Origin of the sequence: Paenibacillus chartarius, assembly GCF_042432825.1 — a bacterium.
Lineage (GTDB): Bacteria > Bacillota > Bacilli > Paenibacillales > NBRC-103111 > Gordoniibacillus > Gordoniibacillus chartarius.
Window position 1 is genome coordinate 39,452 of record NZ_JBHLWN010000101.1, and the last position, 21,373, is coordinate 60,824.

A 21,373-nucleotide genomic window follows, 5' to 3' on the forward strand; every position below is an offset into this window, starting at 1 on the left:
TCTGTCCTAGTATGAGGAAGAAATGGCATTTTCATGCGGCGCAGCCACAGCAAAAAGACGACGGCCGGTCGCTCAACGGTTGAGCGGCGGCCATCGCCTGTGTAAGTGGTCTGGTTAGGTTGTAGCATCCTCGTCGCAAAAGGATGATGGGTTAGTGATTGGATCAAACTTCCATGATGATCGGAAGAATCATCGGCCTTCTACGGGTTTGTTCGTATAAGAATCGTCCGAGCGCGTCCTTCACATTCGTCTTCAGCGACGCCCACTCGTTTACTTTATCGTTCATTAATTTATTCAGCGTGTTCGTGACGATCCGGTTCGCTTCATCAAGAAGCCCTTCCGACTCACGCACATACACGAACCCGCGCGAAATGATGTCCGGACCGGACAATATCGTTCCGTCTTGCTTGCTCAGCGTAACGACAACAACAAGAATACCGTCTTGTGAAAGCAGCTTGCGGTCGCGCAGGACGATGTTTCCGACATCGCCGACGCCGAGGCCGTCAATCAGGATGTTTCCGGACTGCACCTTCGAGCCTTTACGGGCTACGCCGTTCTGCACTTCCACTGTGTCGCCGATGTCGATGATGAAAATGTTCTCTTTGTCGATACCGACCGACTCCGCCAAATTCCCGTGAATCCGCTGCATCCGATGCTCGCCGTGAATCGGAATAAAGTACTTCGGACGCATCAGGTTGAGCATCAGCTTCAGCTCTTCTTGGCTGCCGTGTCCCGATACGTGAACGCCGGTAACCGAACCCGGGCCGTAAATCACGTGTGCGCCGATGCGGAACAATTCGTCCACGGTACGACCGATATGGCGTTCGTTGCCGGGAATCGGCGTGGCTGCAATGATGACCGTATCGCCCGGAAGAATATCGACCTTACGATGGGAGGAACGAGCCATCCGTGTAAGCGCCGACATCGGCTCGCCTTGCGATCCTGTGGACAAAATGCAGACTCGATCCGCCGCAAGCTTGTTCACTTCCTCCGGCTCGATCAGAAGACCGTCCGGAATGTGCAGATACCCGAGCTCCGAAGCGATCGATACCACATTTACCATGCTGCGGCCGATTACCGTCATCTTGCGGCGAGTCGCTTCACAAGCGTCGATAATTTGCTGTACCCGATGAATGTTGGAAGCGAATGTTGCGATGACGACTCGCTGCTTCGCTTTACGGAACATCTCCTCCAGCTCGATGCCTACCGTGCGCTCCGAAGGCGTAAAGCCGGAACGCTCCGCATTGGTACTGTCCGACAGCAGCGCCAGGACGCCCTTCGCCCCGATCGCAGCCATCCGCTGCAGGTCCGCATACTGCTCGTTCACCGGAGTATGGTCGAACTTGAAGTCACCGGTATGAACCACATTGCCTTCCGGCGTTTCCAAACAGATGCCGACGGAATCCGGAATACTATGGTTTGTTTTGAAGAACGTCGCTCGGATCGTTCCCATCTGGATTTCGGAATCGGCGTTGATCAGTATACGCTTCGTCTCGCCCAGCAAACCGGCTTCCTTCAGCTTCGCTTCCACGAGGCCGAGAGTCAGCTTCGTCCCGTATACGGGAACGTTCAGATGCTTCAGCACGTAAGGCAATCCGCCGATGTGATCTTCGTGCCCGTGCGTCAGCAGAATGCCTCTTACTTTATCGCGGTTCTCCGTTAAATATCCGATATCGGGAATAACGATATCGATCCCAAGCATGTCTTCCTCGGGAAACTTCAGACCGCTGTCAATGACAACGATATCGTTGGCATATTGCACGCAATACATATTCTTACCAATTTCGCCCACGCCGCCCAGAGCGAAAATGAGTAGTTTATCTTGATTTTTCTTTGACAAGACTATACCTCCTAAAATAATTTGCGACGATTTATACAAAACCAAACCGTTAAGGAACCGAACCCAGTCACTTGCCACCATTATACATGATCGAAAACACGAATTACAAGTCGGCGCCCGGACAAGTGTGCGCCTCCTATAGTGATGGTTAGTATGCTCAATGCGAACGGAATCATGTGAAAATTCTGTCAAGCCCAGGAACACAGCAAGTCCCCTGCCGGATACGGTTCAACGGCAAAAATCCCTCTACAGCCGAAAGGCCGCAAAGGGATTCGTTTTCCGTATCGTTTTACTTCAACAGGGACTCCACGAACTGTGCTTCGGACTCGTTTAATTTGACCAAAGGCAGTCTTACGCCGCCCACATCGATCCCTTTGACCTTAAGCGCATGCTTGACCGGGGCCGGGCTCGGCGCCGTGAACAACCCGGTAAACACCGGATGCAGCTTGCGGTTCAGAAGAGCCGCTTCCGCCGTTTCCCCATTCAAATAGTGCTGAATCATCGCCTTCATTTCCTTGCCGATCACGTGACTGGCTACGCTGATGATGCCGTGGCAGCCGATCGCCAGAGCAGGCAGTGTCATCGAGTCGTCCCCGCTGTACACCGTAAATCCTTCGGCTACTCCACTTAGGGTAACCGTCAATTGATCGGTCGAGGTGCAATCCTTGGTCGCCACGATATTGGGCAGCCTGGATAGCCGAATTGTCGTCTCCGCGCTAATATTGACAGACGTCCGGCTAGGAACGTTGTACAGGATAACGGGAGTCGACACCGCTTCGGAAACCGCCTTAAAATGCTGATACAAACCTTCCTGCGAAGGACGGTTGTAATACGGGGCAACAACGAGGAGTGCATCGACGCCGAGCTTCTCCACTTCGCGGGAAAAATGAATCGTATGCGCCGTATCGTTACTGCCGGTTCCGGCGATAATTTTCGCACGGCCTTTGGCATGCTTCACCGCGATTTCGATCAGCTTCAGCTTCTCCGCTTCCGTCAGCGTCGGAGATTCTCCGGTAGTGCCGTTAATAACGAGCGCGTCGCTTTGCTGCTCGTCGATCAAATAGTCGATCAGCGGTTCGACAGCACTCCAGTTTACTTGCAGTTGTTCGTCCATCGGGGTTACCATTGCGGTAATGAGCCTTCCGAAATCCACAGCCTACGCCTCCTATGACTGATTGATAAGTTTCCTATATCATTTGTGCAGCTCGAATGTTTTGTGCAGCGCCCGGACAGCGTCGGCCATATGATCACCGGGAACAAGTACCCATATCGTTGCGTTCGAATCCGCAGATTGCAAAATCGGAATATCTTCCTTCGCAAGCGCCTCGACGATGTAGGCCATAATTCCGGGCACTCCGCTCATACCGCCTCCGATAACGGATACTTTCGCGCAGCCGCGCAGCAGCTTCGGTTCAAATCCGAGACTGCGAATGATTTCTTCCGCTTTATCGGCTACGTGGTCGAACACTGTATAAGCGACGCCGGATGGCGTGACATTGATCAGATCGACGCTGATGCGGTGTTGTGCCATCGCTTTAAACACTTGGAGCGACATATCGTAATGCGTATGATCGCTGCGAGTGACCTGCACTTGGGTTACGTGAGGAAAATGGGCGATTCCGGTAACGAATTTATCGTGTACCTGCTTGGCATCGCCGCGCAGTACGTCCGACGAAGCGACAAGCGTTCCGGTATCCTTGGAGAACGTCGAGCGGACACGGATCGGAATGCCTGCCTGCATCGCCACTTCCACGGCCCGGGGGTGGATCACTTTCGCCCCGTTATGGGCCATGTTGCATATTTCGGTGTAGCTGACTTGTTCAAGCGGCTTTGCATCTTCTACGATACGCGGGTCCGCCGTCAAGATGCCGTTCACATCGGTGAAAATATCGACATATTCCGCCTTCAGCGCCGCTCCGAGCGCCGTTGCCGACGTATCGCTGCCGCCTCTGCCCAGGGTGGTGAAGTCGTCATCCGCCGTTTTGCCTTGAAAGCCGGTGACGATCACAACATGCCCTTCATTCAGCAGCTTCTTTATGCGGCTCGTATCAATGGATACAATTCTGGCGTCGCCGAATACTGCGTTCGTCACGATACCGGCTTGACCGCCCGTCAAAGCGACGGCGGAAATACCTGCCGCCTGCAGCAAGCTGCACATCGTAGCGGCGGAAATGATTTCCCCGCAAGCGAGCAGCATGTCTTTCTCGCGGTCCGGCAGACGATTTCCATTGCTGCGGACGAGCTCCAGCAGCGTATCTGTTGCGTAAGGCTCGCCCTTTCTCCCCATCGCGGAAACGACGACTACGACTTGAAATAGTTGCTGCAGCGCATCTTGAATGTGTTCGATGACGAGTGCTCTAGCTTCGGCGGTGGAGAGGGAGGTGCCTCCGAATTTCTGCACCAGGATAGGCATCCGCTTCCCCCCTCGCTATTCCATTCGTGTATTCAATAATATTATTGCTCGATCGCGATATATTCGGCAATTTGTACGGCGTTCCATGCCGCGCCCTTTAACAAGTTATCCGATACGATCCACATATGAAGCCCGCGCGGATTGCTCAGATCGCGGCGAACGCGGCCGACGAACGTCTCGAGCTTGCCCGCAGACGTTACAGCTAGCGGGTACAGCTGGCGGGACGGATCGTCTTGCAGGACAAGTCCGGGCGCGTCCGCGAAAAGACGTTTAACGTCCTCCACGTCAAAATCGCTGTTCAATTCAACGTATACCGACTCGGAATGTCCGTAAGCTACCGGAATCCTTACGCATGTAGCGGATACTTCGATCGAATCGTCGCCCAAAATTTTCTTTGTTTCCCTCGTCATCTTCATTTCCTCGTTCGTGAAGCCGTTGTCGAGGAATTTGTCGATTTGCGGGATTGCGTTAAATGCGATCTGATGTTTGACCGGGAGTGAGCCGACTGGCAAAATGTCCGGAGTAACGTCGTTGCCGCTCGAAACGTCCCTCGTCTGACGCCACAGTTCTTCGACCGCTTTAGCGCCGGCTCCCGAAACGGCCTGATATGTGGAAACGACGACCTTCGACACGCCAAAGCGCTCATGGAGCGGTTTAAGCGCCAGCACCATCTGGATCGTCGAGCAGTTCGGGTTGGCGATGATGCCTTTATGTTCGTTGATTTTGTCGATATTCACTTCCGGCACGATGAGCGGTGTTTCCGGGTCCATCCGGAACGCACTCGTATTATCGATGCAAACGGCCCCGGCGGCCGCTGCGATCGGACACAGCTCTTTACTGACGTCGCCGCCCGCACTGGACAGAGCGATCTCGACGCCTCGAAAGCTGTCCGGCGTAGCTTCTTCAACCGTCAGCTCCCGGTCCTTAAAGCGAATCTTCGTTCCAGCGGAACGCTTGGAAGACAGCAGCTTTAATTCTTTGACAGGGAAGTTGCGCTCGGCGAGAAGGCGAATCATCTGCTCGCCTACAGCGCCTGTGGCTCCGACAACGGCTACGTTAAACAACTTCTGATTCGACATGTACAGCTACTCCCCTCAACCTGGGTTGCCTCAATATTATAAAAGAGAGTAAGGCATTCGCAGCCAGGTCAACATCGACCCGGCGCGGTACCTTACTGCTTTTTAATAATTAAATCGTTCGATTAATACGGGCTGGAGCTGTTTGCCTTGCAGCGCCGCTTCGCAAGTTTCCATAATCAGATCCATACGGGCCACAAGCGAATTCGGCTTTGCCGCAGGCGCGTCCTGTCCGAAAGGAACGAAATAAATATGTTTCATATTCAGCAGCTTCGCGATATTCGTCGCGTTAAGACCCAAGCCGTCGTTCGTCGAAACGGCGATGACGAGCGGACGCTGATTGCGCATTTGCGCTTTGGCCGCCATCAGCACAGGACTTTCCGTCATGGCGTTGGCGAGCTTGCTGGTCGTATTCCCCGTGCATGGGGCGATTACCATCACATCGAACAGCTTCGACGGTCCGAGCGGCTCCGCCTTCGGAATCGTGTCGATAATCTCATTGCCGGTAATGTCAAGCAGCTGCTTCTTCCAGTCTTCCGCCTTGCCGAAGCGAGTGTCCGTCATTTGCACCGAATACGATGTTACCGGTACGACATTGGCGCCGGCATCGACAAATCGCTGAATTTGCGGCATGACCTCTTCGAGCGTACAATGCGAGCCGGTTAAAGCATAGCCTACCGTTAATCCTTGCCAATTCATCACGCATCTCTCCCTTTCTGCATATCGCTCTCCAGCAGCTGAATTAATGTGTTCGCCATTATGCGGCCAGCCGTTTTGGGTGAGACGATGCCTGGGAGACCGGGAGCCAATATCGCCTTAATCCCCCTCTTCTCGGCGAACCTGAAATCGGTTCCTCCGGGCTTCGAGGCAAGGTCAATAATGACCGCACGGTGCGGAATATTGGTGATGACTTGCGCTGTGACTATCATAGTTGGAATTGTATTAAAAAGCAAGTCAATATTCCCCACTTGATGGTACAGCTCCTCGGTGTAAAACGGCTGAAAACCCATTTCGTACGCCCTAGCAAAATGCTCTGCCCTCCGCACGCCAACCTTCACCCGGGCACCTAAACCTTGCAGCGTCCGCGCCATCGTGATGCCGGTCCGTCCGAAGCCAAGAACCATGCTATTCGAACCGTGAATCGTAATATCCGTGTTCTGAATCGCAATCATGATGGCTCCCTCGGCCGTCGGAATCGAATTGTAAATCGCTACGTCATCCCGTTCGAACAGCTCGATCAGTCTGATCCGGTGCTTTTCGCACAGCCGCTTCAAATATGGCTTCGCCATGCCGGTAAATACTTTCGTATCCCGCTTTAATGAGGCGATATGCGCTTCCGTCAACATGAGCTCCTCGGACGCAAAGATCGAATCGACCTTGCCCTGATCGTCCGTTCCTACTGCCGGCAAAATCACGACGTTGGCCTCCGCAAGCGATTCGGGGGTCAACTGCTCTTTGCTGGCACCTGCAAAATTGTTTTGCAAATTATCGAAGCCGTACAATGTAACCGCTGCGTCCATCTCGATAAAACGGCCAATAATTTCAAGTTGCCTTGCGTCACCGCCGATAAAGGCGGCTTGCACTCCAGTCAGCACGTTCAACCTCACCCCTTCCCCGTTCCCGCATGCCCAGGCGTTCAGCACACGGTAATATGTAACGCAAATGCCCATCATTTCTTGCGGACCTCAACGCCTAGGTTATCGTATGCATGCGCCTAGTTCGGGGTGACTGGCAGCGCGAAAGGCAAAACATAAAACACCCGCCGTTGACGCGTCAGACTGTCGACAAAGCCATGGAATGTTTCGGGACTTTGAGTAAAAATAATGAAGATCGCCCTCATCCTGCCCGCATGGCCAGGTGGTTGGCGATCTTCTTCACGTTCTGGCAGATGGCCGTCATCAAGATACGAGGTCTTCAATACAGACAAGCTCATATGTATTCTGAACGTTGGGATTAGAACGAATTGCTTGTGCCGCGGTGGCAAGACAAACATAGCGCCCTTTTTCGCAAGTACATTTATTCAACGGTGTGTTTCGTTGCCTTATACATTTTTTCTGTGTATATGTCAACTTCATCCCGTGACATGCGTAGGCGATTCACAGAAGTACCGTATCCAATTTCCTGCTTTCCCTCTTCCAAACCTTTGAAAATTCCATCCGCGAAGGCATCTAACGGTTCCCCTTGCGTATGCAGCCCCGCTCCGCCTAATTCCGTATTCACTGCCGGAGGAGCGATTTCAATGACTTCTACAGACGTTTCGGAAAGCTGGTGTCTTAGACTCATCGTAAAGGAATGAAGCGCCGCTTTGGTTGCTGAATAAATCGGAGCAATCGCAAACGGTGTAAAAGCTAACCCGGAGGTCACGTTTATGATAGCCGCTTCATCCTTTGTTGCAAAAAATGGAGCGAACAGCATAGCGAGATGGATAGGCGCTTCTAAGTTGGTTGTGATTTCTTTGCTGAAATAACTCCAATTGTTCTTCGCATCCGCTTTTAACACATTGAAGCGTTGCTGGATCCCTGCATTATTAACTAACACATTCACGTCCGGATAGTTCGCTGTTACCCAATCAAACAATGCTGCACGCTCGGATTCCATATCCAAATTACTTACTCGAGTGATAAGACTAGGGTTATTTTCTTTCGCCTGCTGAAGTGCAGATTCCCGTCGTCCGCAAACAATGACTTTATTTCCAGCTTTGATAAAGCGCTCTGCAAAAGCTAATCCTATTCCGGCACTTCCGCCGGTAATCAGTACTGTGTTTCCTGAAAGTTTCATTATAAATCCTCCTGAATGCGGTTTGTATAACGTGTAATTTTAAAGTCGATTCCTTTAATGGATTGTGTCATCAACGAAATTTCAGCTAACACAGCTTGTTTGTGTTTCTTCATCATTTCAAGACGAAGCCCAATGGTGGCATCTCCTTCTACTACCCAATCGATATATTGCTTGATGTCATTTATTGGCATGTGCGTGTTTTTTAAACACATAACGGTTTCAAGGAGTGCCATTTGATTTTCTGAAAATAATCGCCTACCGACTTCATCTCGCTCGATTAAGGGTAATAGTCCTTTTTTTTCATAATAACGTAACGTGGATTCTGGAATATTGAATTTGGCTGAAGCTTCGCTAATTGAACAATACTTCATCTGGAGGCCTCCAAATTTTATCTTTCATTGTCGACAGGAATAGAATACGACTTAAACCATGGTTTAAGTCAATACAAAACGGCGATAAACAAAAAGACAGACCCAATCGCAGCTGATTGGGTATTCAGGCTGTCGACAACGCCCCGGAATTTTCCGGGGTTTTGCTTTTTCAGCACGACATTTTTAACAATCCGGTTTTCTACAAGTTATTTGAGTAAAAATAACGAAGATCGCCCTCATCCTGCCCGCTTGACAGGTGGTTGGCGATCTTCTTTACTTTCTGGCAGATGGCCTTCATTAGGTCTTGCTCCTGCACCTTCCGCCGGCCGCGGAAACGGCAATAGCGAAAGTCCATGGAGCTCTTTGGAATCCGCGAAACTTCGCTCAAACGTTTGGTACCGCAATCGGTATAACTATTTGCCCGATCGGCTCAATCGGTTTATCCGGTTTAATCAAATTATACCACATTAACGCGGTGATTTGATGAAGGTGTTGGATTAAAAAATAGACTGTTGAGACTTTCTCAACAGTCTGACCCGCCGTAGGCGGGTGTTATACTTATGCTTCTATTGTTGTCCAGTATGGCCAAAACCGCCGGAGCCGCGCTCGGTATCCGTCAGTTCGGCGACCTCTTCCAGGCGAACTTGGGGAAGAAGCTGAAACACCATCTGGGCGATGCGCTCCCCGCGTCGGATCGTGAACGGCTCGTCTCCCAAATTTATGAGAAGCACTTTCACTTCACCGCGGTAATCCGCGTCAATCGTCCCCGGCGTATTGAGACACGTAATGCCTTGCTTGAAGGCAAGCCCGCTGCGCGGGCGAATTTGCGCTTCCAGCTCCGGCGGCATGCTGATGGCGAAGCCGGTCGGAACGAGCGTTCGTTTGCCCGGCTCCAGTACGAAATCTTCCGTTACGGCCGCATACAGGTCGAAGCCGCTCGCCTGATCGGACATTCGTCGGGGCAGCGGCATATCTTCCGCTCCCTCCAGCCTCTTGATTTGTACATTATACGGAAACAAGCGCATCCCTCCTGAAGCCTCGCAGCGGCTCATCGCTTGCTCCAACCATAGCAACTGCGAACGGATTCGAGAACATCGATGCGATCAAGCTGTTGATATGCTCCATCGTTACGCCGTCAATGCGCCGGATCATATCGTCGAGCGTGTAATGCTTGCCTAGCATCAATTCATTTTTGCCAAGCCGGTTCATCCGGCTGCCGGTGCTTTCAAGACTGAGGATCAAGCTGCCTTTCAGCTGCTCCTTCCCCTTCTTCAGCTCATTGACCGTGAGACCGTTACGCTTCACCGCTTCGAGCAGCTCGAGCGTAACCTTGAGCACTTCTTCGGTTTGCTTCGGCGCGGTACCGGCATAGATGGTGAATAACCCGCTGTCCGCATGTGCCGTATGGTACGAATAAACGGAATAGGCGAGACCGCGCTTTTCGCGAATTTCCTGGAACAGCCGCGAGCTCATGCCTCCGCCCAGCGCGTTGTTCAGCAAAATCATCGGATACAGCGTTTCTTCCCGTACCGACAAGCCCGGTAACGTTAGACACAAATGGTTTTGCTCCGTCTGCTTTTCATGAAACAGCAAATCTCCAAGGAAATCGGGCTCCCGCTCGACGTCCGTCCGGCCGTGAACGGCAAAGCGGCCGAAATGCTTCTCGATAAGCTCCAACGCCTTGTCGTCCAAATTGCCGGCTGCGGCGATGACGGTATTTTCCACCGTATAATGCTCGTTCATATAGTTTCGCAGATCGTCCGGCGTCATCGCCGCCAAGTTGTCCTGCGTGCCGAGAATCGTAAGCCCCAGAGGGTGCGAGCCGTGCGACGCCTTTGCAATCAAATCGTGAACGAGATCGTCAGGCGTATCCTCGTACATCGATATTTCCTCGAAGATGACGTTCTTCTCCTTCTCCAGCTCAGTTGGGTCTAGCTGCGAATGGAAGAACATGTCCGAGAGTACGTCGACAGCAATCGGCAGATGTTCGTCGAGCACCTTGACGTAGTAGCATGTATATTCCTTCGAGGTGAAGGCATTGACGTTGCCGCCGATGCCGTCGAATACTTCCGCGATATCTTGAGCCGTATGCCGCTCCGTTCCTTTGAACAGCATGTGCTCGATGAAATGCGAAATCCCATTGTTGCGGTCATTCTCGTTCCGCGATCCGGTCTTGACCCAAATTCCGAACGATACGGATCGGCAGGTTGGAATTTGTTCGAGTACGACCCGCAGGCCATTCGGGAGAGTTTTATGTATCAACGAGAGTTCCTCCTTGGTGTGGTCCGGCTCCAATTGTGCGATGTTGAAAGTGCACTTGTTACAGTCTAACAAAAATCTGGTGCGGCTTCAATGTGCCGGGTAGTTTGTCGGTTATGCGAGGGGCGCTCCGGCTGCGGATTGGTATATGGGGGCTCCGGCTTCATGCAGGTATTACCAACTTTCGGCAGCATGAGGATGGAGCCGCATGGGATCAAAAAGAACATTTCTTCCTCTAGTTGCGTACTAAGCGCACCAAACTATATTAGCACGAGCACTTAACCGTATGGTTCATCGATTGACGCGTTCGCCTTCCGCAGCCTATATGTCGTCTAAGTTTGGACGCACCGGAGAAGCAGACAGCAAATATTCCTGCGCATCTTGCAAGCATCATTTTTCCGGCCCATCGACGCGGTCGGAGGACAATACCTCGCTGACGGTGCCAAGCTTGAGGTTTTTCGCGCGGATAGCTCGAATCATGCCTTCAAGGGCATCGCTGGACGATTTGGTCGGATGCATCAGGATCAGCGAGCCCGGCTCGACACGGGTGCCGATCTTACGGACAATAACTGCTCCGCCGGGGTTCGTCCAATCGACGGTATCGAGTGTCCAGAGCACGGTTTTGAGACCTTGCTCCGCGGCGATCCGGACCGTTTCCTGGTCGTAATCGCCGGAAGGCGGCGCAAACCAGCGGTTGCTGACCCCCAGCTTGTCCTTAAGCAGCGTCTCGGTCTTGGCGATTTCGGAGCGGGCTTGCGCCGCGGACAGACGACTCATATTTTTGTGGGAATAGGCGTGGTTGGACAGCTCATGGCCCTGGGCTCCGATTTGTTTAGCCGTTTCGAGATGCGTCGAGAGCCACGATCCGTCAAAGAAAAATGTGGCGTGCACATTTTCTTTACGCAGCGTCTCCAGCATGCCCGGCAAAAATTCGTCCCCCCAGGCGACATTGATCATTAGCGCGGCCATCGGCTTCTTCGGGTTTCCTTTATAAATCGGATGAGCACCCAAATCGTCGAGAGAAATGTTCGGCGGAATTTCCCGGGTGACGATCGGCAGCGGATCTTGCATCGGCTGCATGGAAGCAAGCTTCAGCGACTGCTCAATATCTACTTCCAGCCCGTTATAGCCCGGTATCGCTTTCCAAACACGGTCCACTTTGGCGTCGATCGGCGCGATGTAAGTCCGCTTCGCTTCTTCTCGTATCCGCGTTTCCAGGTCGTTGTCGAGCGCCGTCCCCGACTGCAGCCCGAAAGCTTGCCGGGACGACGACCGACTGGATGGATCTCCTCCTTCGCCCTTCGTTTCTCGGATAAATTCGTCCACAGAGCCAGATATGTCTAGTGCAAACCACACTGCTGCAAACATGGCGGCGAGGATGAACCATTTGCTTCGCATATGCTTATTCCTCCGGACAAGTCCAGTTTTCTGAACCAGCATATGCACGTTGGGAGCGATATAGAAGGCTTTTACCGAAAAACACAAAAAAGTTTGCGCCCCTTGCCCAGCGCAAACTTGTTGTTCGTGATCTGTGTATTACGATTGTGCCGGTTCAGCCGGCTGAAGAGTTGCCTTGCGCGACAAGTTGATCCGGCCTTGATTGTCGATCTCGGTTACTTTCACCGTAATCTGATCGCCGATCTTCAGCACGTCCTCCACCTTCGCCACACGCTCGGTGGAAATTTGCGAAATGTGAACAAGACCTTCCTTGCCCGGCAGCACCTCGACGAAGGCGCCGAATTTCTCGATCCGCTTGACCGTTCCGAGGTACACTTCACCGACAACGACTTCGCGAACGATGCCTTCGATGATGGAACGGGCTCTTTCGATCATATCGGCATTGGAAGAAGCGATAAAGACGCGGCCGTCCTGCTCGATATCGATTTTGACACCGGTCTCGTCAATAATCTTGTTGATGATTTTGCCGCCGGCGCCGATCACATCGCGAATTTTGTCCGGGTTAATTTGCATGACGACGATTTTCGGTGCGTACGGGGACAGCTGACCCTTCGGCTCCTTGATGCGCTCAACCATTTTGCCGAGAATGTGCATCCGGCCTTCCTTCGCCTGTTCCAGCGCCTCTTCCAGAATACTCCGGTTGATGCCGTCGATCTTAATGTCCATCTGCAGCGCAGTGACACCCTTCTCCGTTCCGGCTACTTTAAAGTCCATATCGCCGAGGTGGTCTTCCATGCCTTGAATGTCGGTCAGGATGGAGAAGTGATCGCCGTCTTTGATAAGCCCCATCGCTACGCCGGCAACCGGCGCTTTGATCGGCACGCCGGCATCCATCAGCGCCAGCGTCGAAGCGCATATGCTCGCCTGCGAAGTGGAGCCGTTCGATTCCAATACTTCGGATACGAGGCGAATCGTATAAGGGAATTCCGCTTCGTTCGGAATAATCGGCTCAAGCGCCCGCTCGCCCAGTGCGCCGTGACCGATTTCGCGGCGGCCCGGAGCACGAAGCGGTCTTGCTTCGCCGACGGAGAACGGCGGGAAGTTATAATGATGCATGAAACGCTTGGATTCGACCAAATCGATACCGTCGAGAATTTGCACTTCCCCGAGCGGTCCGAGCGTACATACGGACAGCGCCTGGGTTTGACCGCGCGTGAACAAGCCGGAGCCGTGTGTACGCGGAAGCAGCGCAATGTCGCACTCGATCGGACGAATTTCGTTCAGCTTACGTCCGTCCGGACGAACCTTGTCATGCGTAATCAGGCGTCTTACCTCTTCCTTCACGATGTCATAGAGCACTTCCTTGACGTCGCTCAGCTTCTCCGGAGTTTCGGCATACACCGTCGTGAAGTGCTCGACCGTCTCCTTGTTGATCGCTTCGATCGCGTCGGCGCGGGCATGCTTCTCGGGGATTGAAACGGCTTGTACGAGGCGTGCCGATGCAAAGTCGCGAACGTCTTTGTTCACGTCCTCCGCTACCGCATGGAGCTGTACTTCCATCTTCGGCTTGCCGGCTTCTTGTACGAGCTGCTCCTGGAGTGCAACGATGTTCTTGATCTCCTCATGACCGAACATAATCGCTTCCAGCATCACTTCCTCCGGAACTTCCTTCGCTCCGGCCTCCACCATCATAATCGCGTCCTTCGTCCCGGCAACGACCAGATGAATATCGCTGTGCTCTTCCTGCTCCTTGGTCGGATTAATGACGAATTGGCCGTTCACACGGCCGACAATAACGCCGCCTACCGGACCGTTAAAGGGAATTTCCGATACGCTGAGCGCAGCCGAGCAGCCGATCATCGCCGCGATTTCCGGTGCGCAATCCTGATCCACGCTCATGACCATCGCTACGATCTGAACGTCGTTGCGGAATCCTTCCGGGAAGAGCGGACGAATCGGACGGTCGGTCAAACGTCCGGACAAAATCGCCTTCTCGCTCGGACGGCCTTCGCGCTTAATGAAGCCGCCGGGAATTTTGCCTACCGAATACAGGCGTTCTTCGTAGTTCACGGTAAGCGGGAAAAAATCGAGCGGCTTCGGCTCCGGCGACACCGTCACCGTACAGAGCACAACCGTCTCTCCGTAACGCACATTAATCGCCGCCGCCGCTTGCTTTGCCAGACGGCCGGTTTCGAGGATCAGCGGCCTGCCCGCTAAATCCATTTGGACTGTTTTCACGTAAAAGTCAACCTCCTGCTATGTATGAACATCCGTATCGCGAAAAACTTCGCATTTGCATCTATGTACCATTCTGCGTTATGCCTAGTATTTCCTTCTTTCCGGAAGAAAAACGTGCTTGACAATACGAGAAAGCAACCGGCCTCCTCGGCATCGCCATTCGCAGGTGCGAATCGCGGCACCGGAAGCGGCGGTTGCTTCCCGGGTCAATCTTATCGGCGAAGGCCGAGCTTCTCAATCAATGCGCTGTAACGGCTCACGTCTTTGTTCTTCAGGTATGTCAGCAGCTTGCGGCGTTGACCTACCATCTTGAGCAGACCGCGGCGGGAATGATGGTCTTTCTTGTGCTCCCGCAGGTGGTTCGTCAAGTTGACGATGTTTTCCGTCAGGATAGCCACTTGAACTTCCGGGGAACCCGTATCGCTCTCGTGAGTCTTGTGCGTTTGAATGAGCTCTTGTTTACGCTCTTGCGACAATGCCATCCTCGTCACCTCCTATATCTTCAGAATCGCCGATAGCCCAGAATGCGCCGGTGGAGCGCCAATCCAAGCTACGGTTCGCTGTCGTCAAGGCTAGTGTCTTGACAACGTTCCCTAGTATAACATGATCTAGAACGAAAGTAAATGCGCCTTCGCTTCTTCCGCATCGCGGCGAATTTGCTCCACGAGCTCTTGAACGGATCCGAACTTGCGCTCGCTGCGAAGCCGAGAGATCAGCTGTACCTCGAGTACGGCACCGTAAATATCGCGGTTAAACTCGAACAGGTGCGCCTCCAGGGTTGGCACGGGTACGCCGCCCGAAGCAAACGTCGGCTTCACTCCGACGTTCATCACGCCGTCGTAGCGCTCGCCGTCCAGTTCGGCACGAATCGCATATACGCCGTTAGCCGGCAGTACGTAAAGACCTTCAGGTTCTATATTGGCGGTCGGGAACCCGATCGTCCGGCCGCGGGCGTCGCCATGGACGACGGTGCCCCGAACGGCATACGGCCGGCCGAGCAGCTTGTGTGCCTCGGCCACATCGCCGCGTTCCAGCGCTTCCCGAATCGCAGTCGAGCTCACTTTGCTCCCCTCGATCTCGAAGGGTCGAATCACTTCCACGGCAAACGCCCCCTTGCTAAGCTGTGCCAATGAATCCGGTGTGCCTAACCCGCGGTGTCCAAACGTGAAATCAAAGCCGACAATGGCCGTGTCAAGTCCAAGCGGGAGCAGCACACGCTCAATAAATTGCTCCGGCGTTACGCGCATAAGCTGCTCGTCGAAGGAAACAACGTAAGCGATATCGACGCCAAGCTGTTCTAACAGCTCCAGCTTTCTCTCCAAAGGCGTCAAGCTGTAAGCGTATTTGGCGATACCCAGCACCTCGCGCGGATGCGGATCGAATGTCATCACCGCCGCCGGAGCCCGGAGGCTTTCCGCATCGGCAACAGCGCGCCGGATCACTTCGCGGTGACCGAGATGGACTCCGTCGAAATCCCCGATCGCCATCACTTTACGAGGCTGCAAAGCATCAAAAGGCGGCATAGGCTCCTGATAAGATAAACGATAAACGAGCATCATGCGCCCCCTCCCGTACTAACGGGTTGTTTACGTACGTATCGGCGCCGCTTCCCGCCCGAACGAAGTGCTGAAGATTTTGTTCGGAACGAGCAATCCTTCCGCCTCGTCCCAGCTCATCAGCCCGATGAACAGACGCTGTGGTGAATATACCCGCACCAGCTCGCCGGAACGCAGCGTCTGCCCGACAGATGCGGGGAGCCGCAGCTTTTTCCCTTGAAGCGCATGTGCGGTTTGCTGCTCGCTTACCGTCACATCCGGCAGATGATCGACAGCATCGCCCAGCGGAACGAGCTGCTTGGCAAGCTCGCCTTGCTTGTGTAATTGTTCGATTTGCTCCAGCGTCAAGCACTGTTCCTGCGACCAGTGCCCCGTTTTCGTGCGGACCAGCTCCTTCATGACCGAAGGAACGCCAAGCGTGCGGCCAATGTCGACGCACAAAGTACGGATGTACGTCCCCTTGGAGCATTGTACTTCGATACTTGCTTCAGGAAGCGGCTGATCGAGCTGCGTGTCCAGCAGCTTCAAAGTGTAGACGGTGACCGTCCGGGCTTTGCGATCAATTTCTTCCCCGCTGCGGGCAAGCTCGTACAACCGTTTTCCGCCGACCTTTACCGCCGAATACATGGGCGGGATTTGTTCGATTTCACCGACAAACTTCCCCAGCGCTTCGGTAAGCCGGTCGCGGTCGACCCGTACGTTCTCGTCGCGGTCGATAATGGTTCCCGTCAGATCTTCCGTATCGGTAGCGATACCGAACACAAGCCTTGCGACGTAAGTTTTCGGCAGCTCCTGAATATGCTCGACAAGACGGGTCGCATGCCCGATGCAAAGCGGCAGGACACCGGTTACCTGCGGATCCAGCGTACCGGTGTGGCCGATACGCTTCTCCTTCGTAATGCGCCGCACCTTGGCGACGACGTCGTGCGATGTCATCCCGGCCGGCTTCCAGACAGGGAGAATGCCTTCCAAAACGGTCATTTCAACGTCTCCCCGACTTTCCGAATGACGCGTTCCACCACTTCCTGCAAGTCGCCTTCCACCGTACAACCGGAGGCCCGTATATGGCCCCCTCCTCCGAAGTGCTGGGCAATTTCGGCAACGTTGACGGTATTCGATCGCAGGCTGATTTTCCAAGTAGTAGGACCGCGCTGTTTAAACAAAAGTCCGACAAGGACCCCTTCCACATTGCGAGGGTAATTCACAAGACCGTCCAAATCTTCGCTTGCCGCTTCGATAGCCGCCATATCGTCCAAACTGACGTGCAGCCAAGCCACTTTCCGGTCATAAGCGAACTGCAGCGAGGCAAGGCCTTTTTGCAGCAGTAAGATTTGGGGGTAGGTCAGCTTCTCCAGAAGCTCCTCTGCGAGCCGGTGCCCGATAACGCCAAGCTTCAGCAAGTCGGCTGCCGTCTGCATAACCTTCGGTGTGACGCTTGCGTATCGAAAGCCGCCAGTATCGGTTAATAACCCTGTATATATACAATTGCCGAACGGGACGTCCAGCTCCAATCCCATCCAAACGGCCAAATCATAAATGATTTCTACGGTCGCCGCGGCGTGCGGCACGATAAGCGCGCAGCTGCCGAAACCGTCGTTCGTCGGATGATGGTCGATATTTAACAGCTTGGCTTCCGGAGCGAACAGCTCGCTAACCCGGCCGATTCGTGCAAAATCCGCACAGTCGATGCTCACGACATGACGAAACAGGCGCTCGGGCGCCTGGTCCGTGAACGAAAGAACATGCTCGAAGCCCGGCAAATCGCCGAATTTCGTTGGCAGCGCACCTTCGTTCATCATCGTAAACGTCTTGCCCAGCTTCGAAAGCATCCATCCGATTGCCAGCGTAGAGCTGACGGCGTCTCCGTCCGGCTGGACGTGAGACACCACCAGGAAATCGTCATGCTCCCGCAAGAAATCGGCAGCCGCATGAAACCGCTCGTAATCGGCCGCCACAGCGGCTTCCGGTCTCATACTTCAGGATTCCTTCCAGATTGAAGCTGGTGAAGCAAGTTGTCGATGCGGCTGCCGTAATCGACGGAAGTATCCGTCTTAAACAGCAGCTCTGGAACTTTGCGCAGCCGGATTCGCTTGCCGATCTCGGTGCGCAGAAAGCCGTTCGCCTTCGCGAGGGCGCGAAGCGCGTCCTGCTTCTGCTCTTCCGATCCAAGCACGCTCAAGTACACTTTCGCCTGCGACAAATCTCCGGTTACATCGACGCCGGTAATCGTGAGGAAGCCGATGCGCGGATCTTTGAGCTCCTGCTGAATGAGCTGAGACAGCTCCTTCTTGATTTGCTCGCCGACCCGGCTTTGACGCACTTTGGTCATAGGAATCACCTCTCTACGGTTTCCATGATAAAGGCTTCGATGACGTCCCCTTCTTTAATATCGTTATAACGGTCGAAGGATATACCGCACTCGTAGCCTGCCGCCACTTCTTTGGCGTCATCCTTGAAACGCTTGAGGTTGTCGATCTTGCCTTCGTGAACAACGATTCCGTTACGGACAAGGCGTGCATTGGCGTTACGCACGATTTTGCCGGTAGTGACCATACAACCTGCGACAATACCCGCTCCCGTAATCTTGAACACATTGCGGACTTCCGCCGAACCGAGCGAAGTTTCCTTGAAGATCGGATCGAGCATGCCCTTCATCGCCTTCTCGATCTCTTCAATCACATTGTAAATGATATTATGCAGACGAACGTCGACCTTCTCCTGCTCGGCTGTCGCCATTGCGGCGGATTCCGGACGAACGTTGAAGCCGATCACGATCGCGTTCGATGCGCTGGCCAAGGAAATATCGGATTCGGTGATCGCGCCGACGCCGCTGAGGACGATCTTCACGCGAGCGCCTTCGACTTCGATCTTCTCGAGCGAGCTGCGAAGTGCCTCGACAGAGCCCTGTACGTCACCTTTGATAATAACGTTAAGGTCTTTCACGTCGCCTTCTTTAATCTTCTTCGCAAAATCGTCCAGCGTCACGCGCGCGTTAGCGCTCATGCTCGATTGACGCAGCGTGGACGCGCGGCGCTCGGCAATCGCTCTAGCTTTGCGCTCATCCTCGTACGCAAGCAGCGGATCGCCGGCTTGCGGAACTTCGGTAAGACCGGTAATTTCGACCGGTGTGGACGGACCAGCTTCCTTCAGCTTCTTGCCCTTGTCGTTCGTCATGGCACGAACGCGGCCGAAGCATACCCCGGCTACGAAGCTGTCGCCGACCTTCAGCGTACCGTGTTGGATCAGGACGCGGGCTACAGGACCCTTGCCCTTGTCGAGCTCGGCTTCGATGACCGTACCGCGCGCGCGTTTGTTCGGATTCGCTTTGTAATCCTGCACTTCCGCCACGAGGAGAATCATCTCCAGCAAGCCTTCCAGGTTGATGCGCTGCTTCGCGGAAATTTCCACGAAAATCGTATCGCCGCCCCACTCTTCCGGCACGAGGCCGTGCTCGGTCAGGTCCTGCTTGATACGATCCGGGTTCGCGCCCTGTTTGTCGATTTTGTTGACGGCCACGATAATCGGAACGTTCGCCGCCTTTGCGTGGGCGATCGCCTCAACCGTCTGCGGCATGACGCCGTCATCGGCCGCTACGACGATAATTGTAATGTCGGTAACCTGTGCGCCGCGGGCACGCATGCTGGTGAACGCTTCGTGACCCGGGGTATCCAGGAATGTAATCTTCTTATTGTTGATTTCGACTTGGTACGCACCGATGTGCTGCGTAATGCCGCCGGCTTCGCCCGCAGTTACGTTCGTTTCGCGGATTGCGTCGAGAAGCGTCGTCTTACCGTGGTCAACGTGACCCATGATCGTAACGACAGGCGGACGCTCTACGAGATCCTCGTCTTCGTCCTTTTCTTCGATGAGCTCGAAGTTGTCTTCGTCGACGGCAATCTTGATCTCGACTTCAACGCCGTATTCGCCTGCCAGCAGCTGAATCGTATCGAGGTCGAGCTCCTGATTAATGGTTGCCATTACGCCCATCATGAACAGCTTCTTGATGACCTCGGATACTTCCTTATGAAGCAGCTTTGCGGTTTCGCCGACCGTCATTTCGCCGCGGACAATAATCTTCTTCGGCGTGTTGTCGATCTTCTCTTTCCGCTGCTCCGGCTGACGGCCTCTGCTGTTCTTGCCGCCGCGGCCGCGCATTTTGTTTTCTTCGAAGCGCTGGTTCTGCTTCGCCTTCTTGGCCCCGGCCTTGCCGCGATCCTCGACCTCTTCGAGCGAAGACGGATTACGCGGATTGAAACGCGGATTCGACTGCTGCTGCTGTTGTGCTCCTGGACGACGGGAGTCGCCCGGACGGCCTCCGGCCGCTGCACCGGCGCCGCCGCCAAAGCCGGCGCCTCCGCGCGGCGCTCCGCCGCCGAAGCCGCCTCCACCCTGCGGGCGATTGCCGCCGCCGAAGCCGCCTTGGCCGCCTGGACGAGGACCGCCTTGACCTTGACCTTGACCTTGCGGACGGCCGTCGCGATTACCCTGATAGCCGCCTCCGCCTTGCGGACGATTCCCGTCACGGTTGCCCTGGTAACCGCCGCCCGGACGACCGTCACGGTTCCCTTGGTAGCCGCCGCCTTGGCCCTGTGGGCGGTTTCCGTCGCGGTTCCCTTGGTAGCCGCCGCCTTGGCCCTGCGGACGGTTTCCGTCGCGATTGCCTTGGTAGCCGCCGCCTTGGCCCTGCGGGCGGTTTCCGTCGCGGTTGCCTTGATAACCGCCGCCTGGACGGCCGTCACGGTTACCCTGATAGCCGCCACCTTGCGGACGGCCTTCGCGGTTCCCTTGATACCCGCCGCCTTGGCGTCCGTCGCGGTTTCCGCCTTGACCCTGCGGGCGTCCTTCGCGATTGCCTTGATATCCGCCTTGACCTTGCGGGCGGCCACCCTGATTGCCGCCTTGACCTTGGCCCTGCGGACGACCCTCAGCATGGTTCTGCTCTGCTTGCGGTCGTGCTTCCGCTTGGCGCTGGGCATCCGGCTGCGGACGAGATTCCGTCTGACGCTGATTCGTTTCTTGCGGCGGCTGCTGAACCGTTGAACCGCCCGTTCCCGTTTGATTCGGCCGCTGCTCCGGTTTCGGTGTGGCAGCTTGAGTGGCCGGCTGTTGCTGTTGCTGTGATTTCGCTTGCGATACGTTCACTTGGCCTCCATCTCCTGCCGCGCGCTTCGCCGCGGCATTCGCCTTAATATCCCGAAAAAACTTCTCCACAGCGGAGACGGCATTGTCCTCCATAACGCTCATGTGGTTGTTTACCGGAATATTTTGGCGCTTTAGTATAGTAATAATTTCTTTCGAACTCATATTTAAAGATTTGGCATATTCATAAACTCGAAGCTTATTGTCTGTTTTGCTCAATATCTTTCACCTCCGCTAAGTTTGCTAAGCCTCTCGGAATAAAAATTCCCGCATCGGCTCTGGCCTTTCGGCCAGGGTCTTGTTTT

Annotated in this window: 18 protein-coding genes and 1 pseudogene; all 19 read right to left on the minus strand. The window is 54.3% G+C overall.

Translation table 11 applies throughout. The annotated features are described in order from the left end of the window. Window positions 1–163: 163 nt before the first annotated feature. On the minus strand, window positions 164–1,840 hold the full coding sequence (locus ACFFK0_RS25140) for a ribonuclease J (protein ID WP_377473141.1): 1,677 nt from the start codon (window positions 1,838–1,840) through the stop codon (window positions 164–166). A 289-nt stretch (window positions 1,841–2,129) separates the two neighbouring features. After that, the gene (gene dapA, locus ACFFK0_RS25145) at window positions 2,130–2,993 is read right to left on the minus strand and encodes a 4-hydroxy-tetrahydrodipicolinate synthase (RefSeq protein WP_377473142.1); all 864 of its coding nucleotides are present in this window, start codon (window positions 2,991–2,993) and stop codon (window positions 2,130–2,132) included. A gap of 39 nt (window positions 2,994–3,032) precedes the next feature. Next, a complete protein-coding gene (dapG, locus tag ACFFK0_RS25150; RefSeq protein ID WP_377473143.1) occupies window positions 3,033–4,253 on the minus strand; it encodes an aspartate kinase in 1,221 nt (406 codons plus the stop codon). Window positions 4,254–4,294: 41 nt separating this feature from the next. Next, on the minus strand, window positions 4,295–5,332 hold the full coding sequence (locus ACFFK0_RS25155) for an aspartate-semialdehyde dehydrogenase (RefSeq protein WP_377473144.1): 1,038 nt from the start codon (window positions 5,330–5,332) through the stop codon (window positions 4,295–4,297). A 102-nt stretch (window positions 5,333–5,434) separates the two neighbouring features. Further along, window positions 5,435–6,028 (minus strand): dipicolinate synthase subunit B, encoded by a 594-nt coding sequence (locus ACFFK0_RS25160; RefSeq protein ID WP_377473146.1) that lies wholly within the window; start codon window positions 6,026–6,028, stop codon window positions 5,435–5,437. Next, the gene (dpsA, locus tag ACFFK0_RS25165; protein ID WP_377473162.1) at window positions 6,028–6,924 is read right to left on the minus strand and encodes a dipicolinate synthase subunit DpsA; all 897 of its coding nucleotides are present in this window, start codon (window positions 6,922–6,924) and stop codon (window positions 6,028–6,030) included. Before dpsA ends, ACFFK0_RS25160 begins: the two co-directional genes overlap by 1 nt. Before the next feature lie 421 nt (window positions 6,925–7,345). Next, complete coding sequence (locus ACFFK0_RS25170) at window positions 7,346–8,107, minus strand: SDR family oxidoreductase (protein ID WP_377473147.1); 762 nt, start codon at window positions 8,105–8,107, stop codon at window positions 7,346–7,348. Next, window positions 8,107–8,478, minus strand: a complete 372-nt coding sequence (locus ACFFK0_RS25175; protein WP_377473148.1) for a MerR family transcriptional regulator — start codon at window positions 8,476–8,478, stop codon at window positions 8,107–8,109. Before ACFFK0_RS25175 ends, ACFFK0_RS25170 begins: the two co-directional genes overlap by 1 nt. A gap of 199 nt (window positions 8,479–8,677) precedes the next feature. Beyond that, window positions 8,678–8,924: pseudogene (locus ACFFK0_RS25180) on the minus strand (transposase); the annotation flags it as partial. Window positions 8,925–9,044: 120 nt separating this feature from the next. Next, on the minus strand, window positions 9,045–9,497 hold the full coding sequence (gene dut / locus ACFFK0_RS25185; RefSeq protein WP_377473149.1) for a dUTP diphosphatase: 453 nt from the start codon (window positions 9,495–9,497) through the stop codon (window positions 9,045–9,047). Next, window positions 9,484–10,740: a M16 family metallopeptidase gene (locus ACFFK0_RS25190; RefSeq protein ID WP_377473150.1), complete on the minus strand. Its 1,257-nt coding sequence runs from the start codon at window positions 10,738–10,740 to the stop codon at window positions 9,484–9,486. The genes dut and ACFFK0_RS25190 overlap by 14 nt, the downstream gene beginning before the upstream one ends. A 387-nt stretch (window positions 10,741–11,127) precedes the next feature. Next, on the minus strand, window positions 11,128–12,135 hold the full coding sequence (locus ACFFK0_RS25195; RefSeq protein WP_377473151.1) for a polysaccharide deacetylase family protein: 1,008 nt from the start codon (window positions 12,133–12,135) through the stop codon (window positions 11,128–11,130). A gap of 138 nt (window positions 12,136–12,273) precedes the next feature. Then, a complete protein-coding gene (gene pnp, locus ACFFK0_RS25200; RefSeq protein WP_377473163.1) occupies window positions 12,274–14,358 on the minus strand; it encodes a polyribonucleotide nucleotidyltransferase in 2,085 nt (694 codons plus the stop codon). 227 nt (window positions 14,359–14,585) lie between these two features. Further along, complete coding sequence (gene rpsO, locus ACFFK0_RS25205; RefSeq protein WP_377473152.1) at window positions 14,586–14,855, minus strand: 30S ribosomal protein S15; 270 nt, start codon at window positions 14,853–14,855, stop codon at window positions 14,586–14,588. A gap of 126 nt (window positions 14,856–14,981) precedes the next feature. Further along, window positions 14,982–15,932, minus strand: coding sequence for a bifunctional riboflavin kinase/FAD synthetase (locus ACFFK0_RS25210; protein ID WP_377473153.1), 951 nt, complete (start codon window positions 15,930–15,932; stop codon window positions 14,982–14,984). Window positions 15,933–15,959: 27 nt separating this feature from the next. Continuing rightward, on the minus strand, window positions 15,960–16,910 hold the full coding sequence (gene truB, locus ACFFK0_RS25215; protein ID WP_377473154.1) for a tRNA pseudouridine(55) synthase TruB: 951 nt from the start codon (window positions 16,908–16,910) through the stop codon (window positions 15,960–15,962). Beyond that, window positions 16,907–17,902: a DHH family phosphoesterase gene (locus ACFFK0_RS25220; RefSeq protein ID WP_377473155.1), complete on the minus strand. Its 996-nt coding sequence runs from the start codon at window positions 17,900–17,902 to the stop codon at window positions 16,907–16,909. Before ACFFK0_RS25220 ends, truB begins: the two co-directional genes overlap by 4 nt. Beyond that, on the minus strand, window positions 17,899–18,258 hold the full coding sequence (rbfA, locus tag ACFFK0_RS25225; RefSeq protein ID WP_377473156.1) for a 30S ribosome-binding factor RbfA: 360 nt from the start codon (window positions 18,256–18,258) through the stop codon (window positions 17,899–17,901). The genes ACFFK0_RS25220 and rbfA overlap by 4 nt, the downstream gene beginning before the upstream one ends. 5 nt (window positions 18,259–18,263) lie before the next feature. Then, window positions 18,264–21,287: a translation initiation factor IF-2 gene (gene infB / locus ACFFK0_RS25230; RefSeq protein ID WP_377473157.1), complete on the minus strand. Its 3,024-nt coding sequence runs from the start codon at window positions 21,285–21,287 to the stop codon at window positions 18,264–18,266. Window positions 21,288–21,373 lie beyond the last annotated feature (86 nt).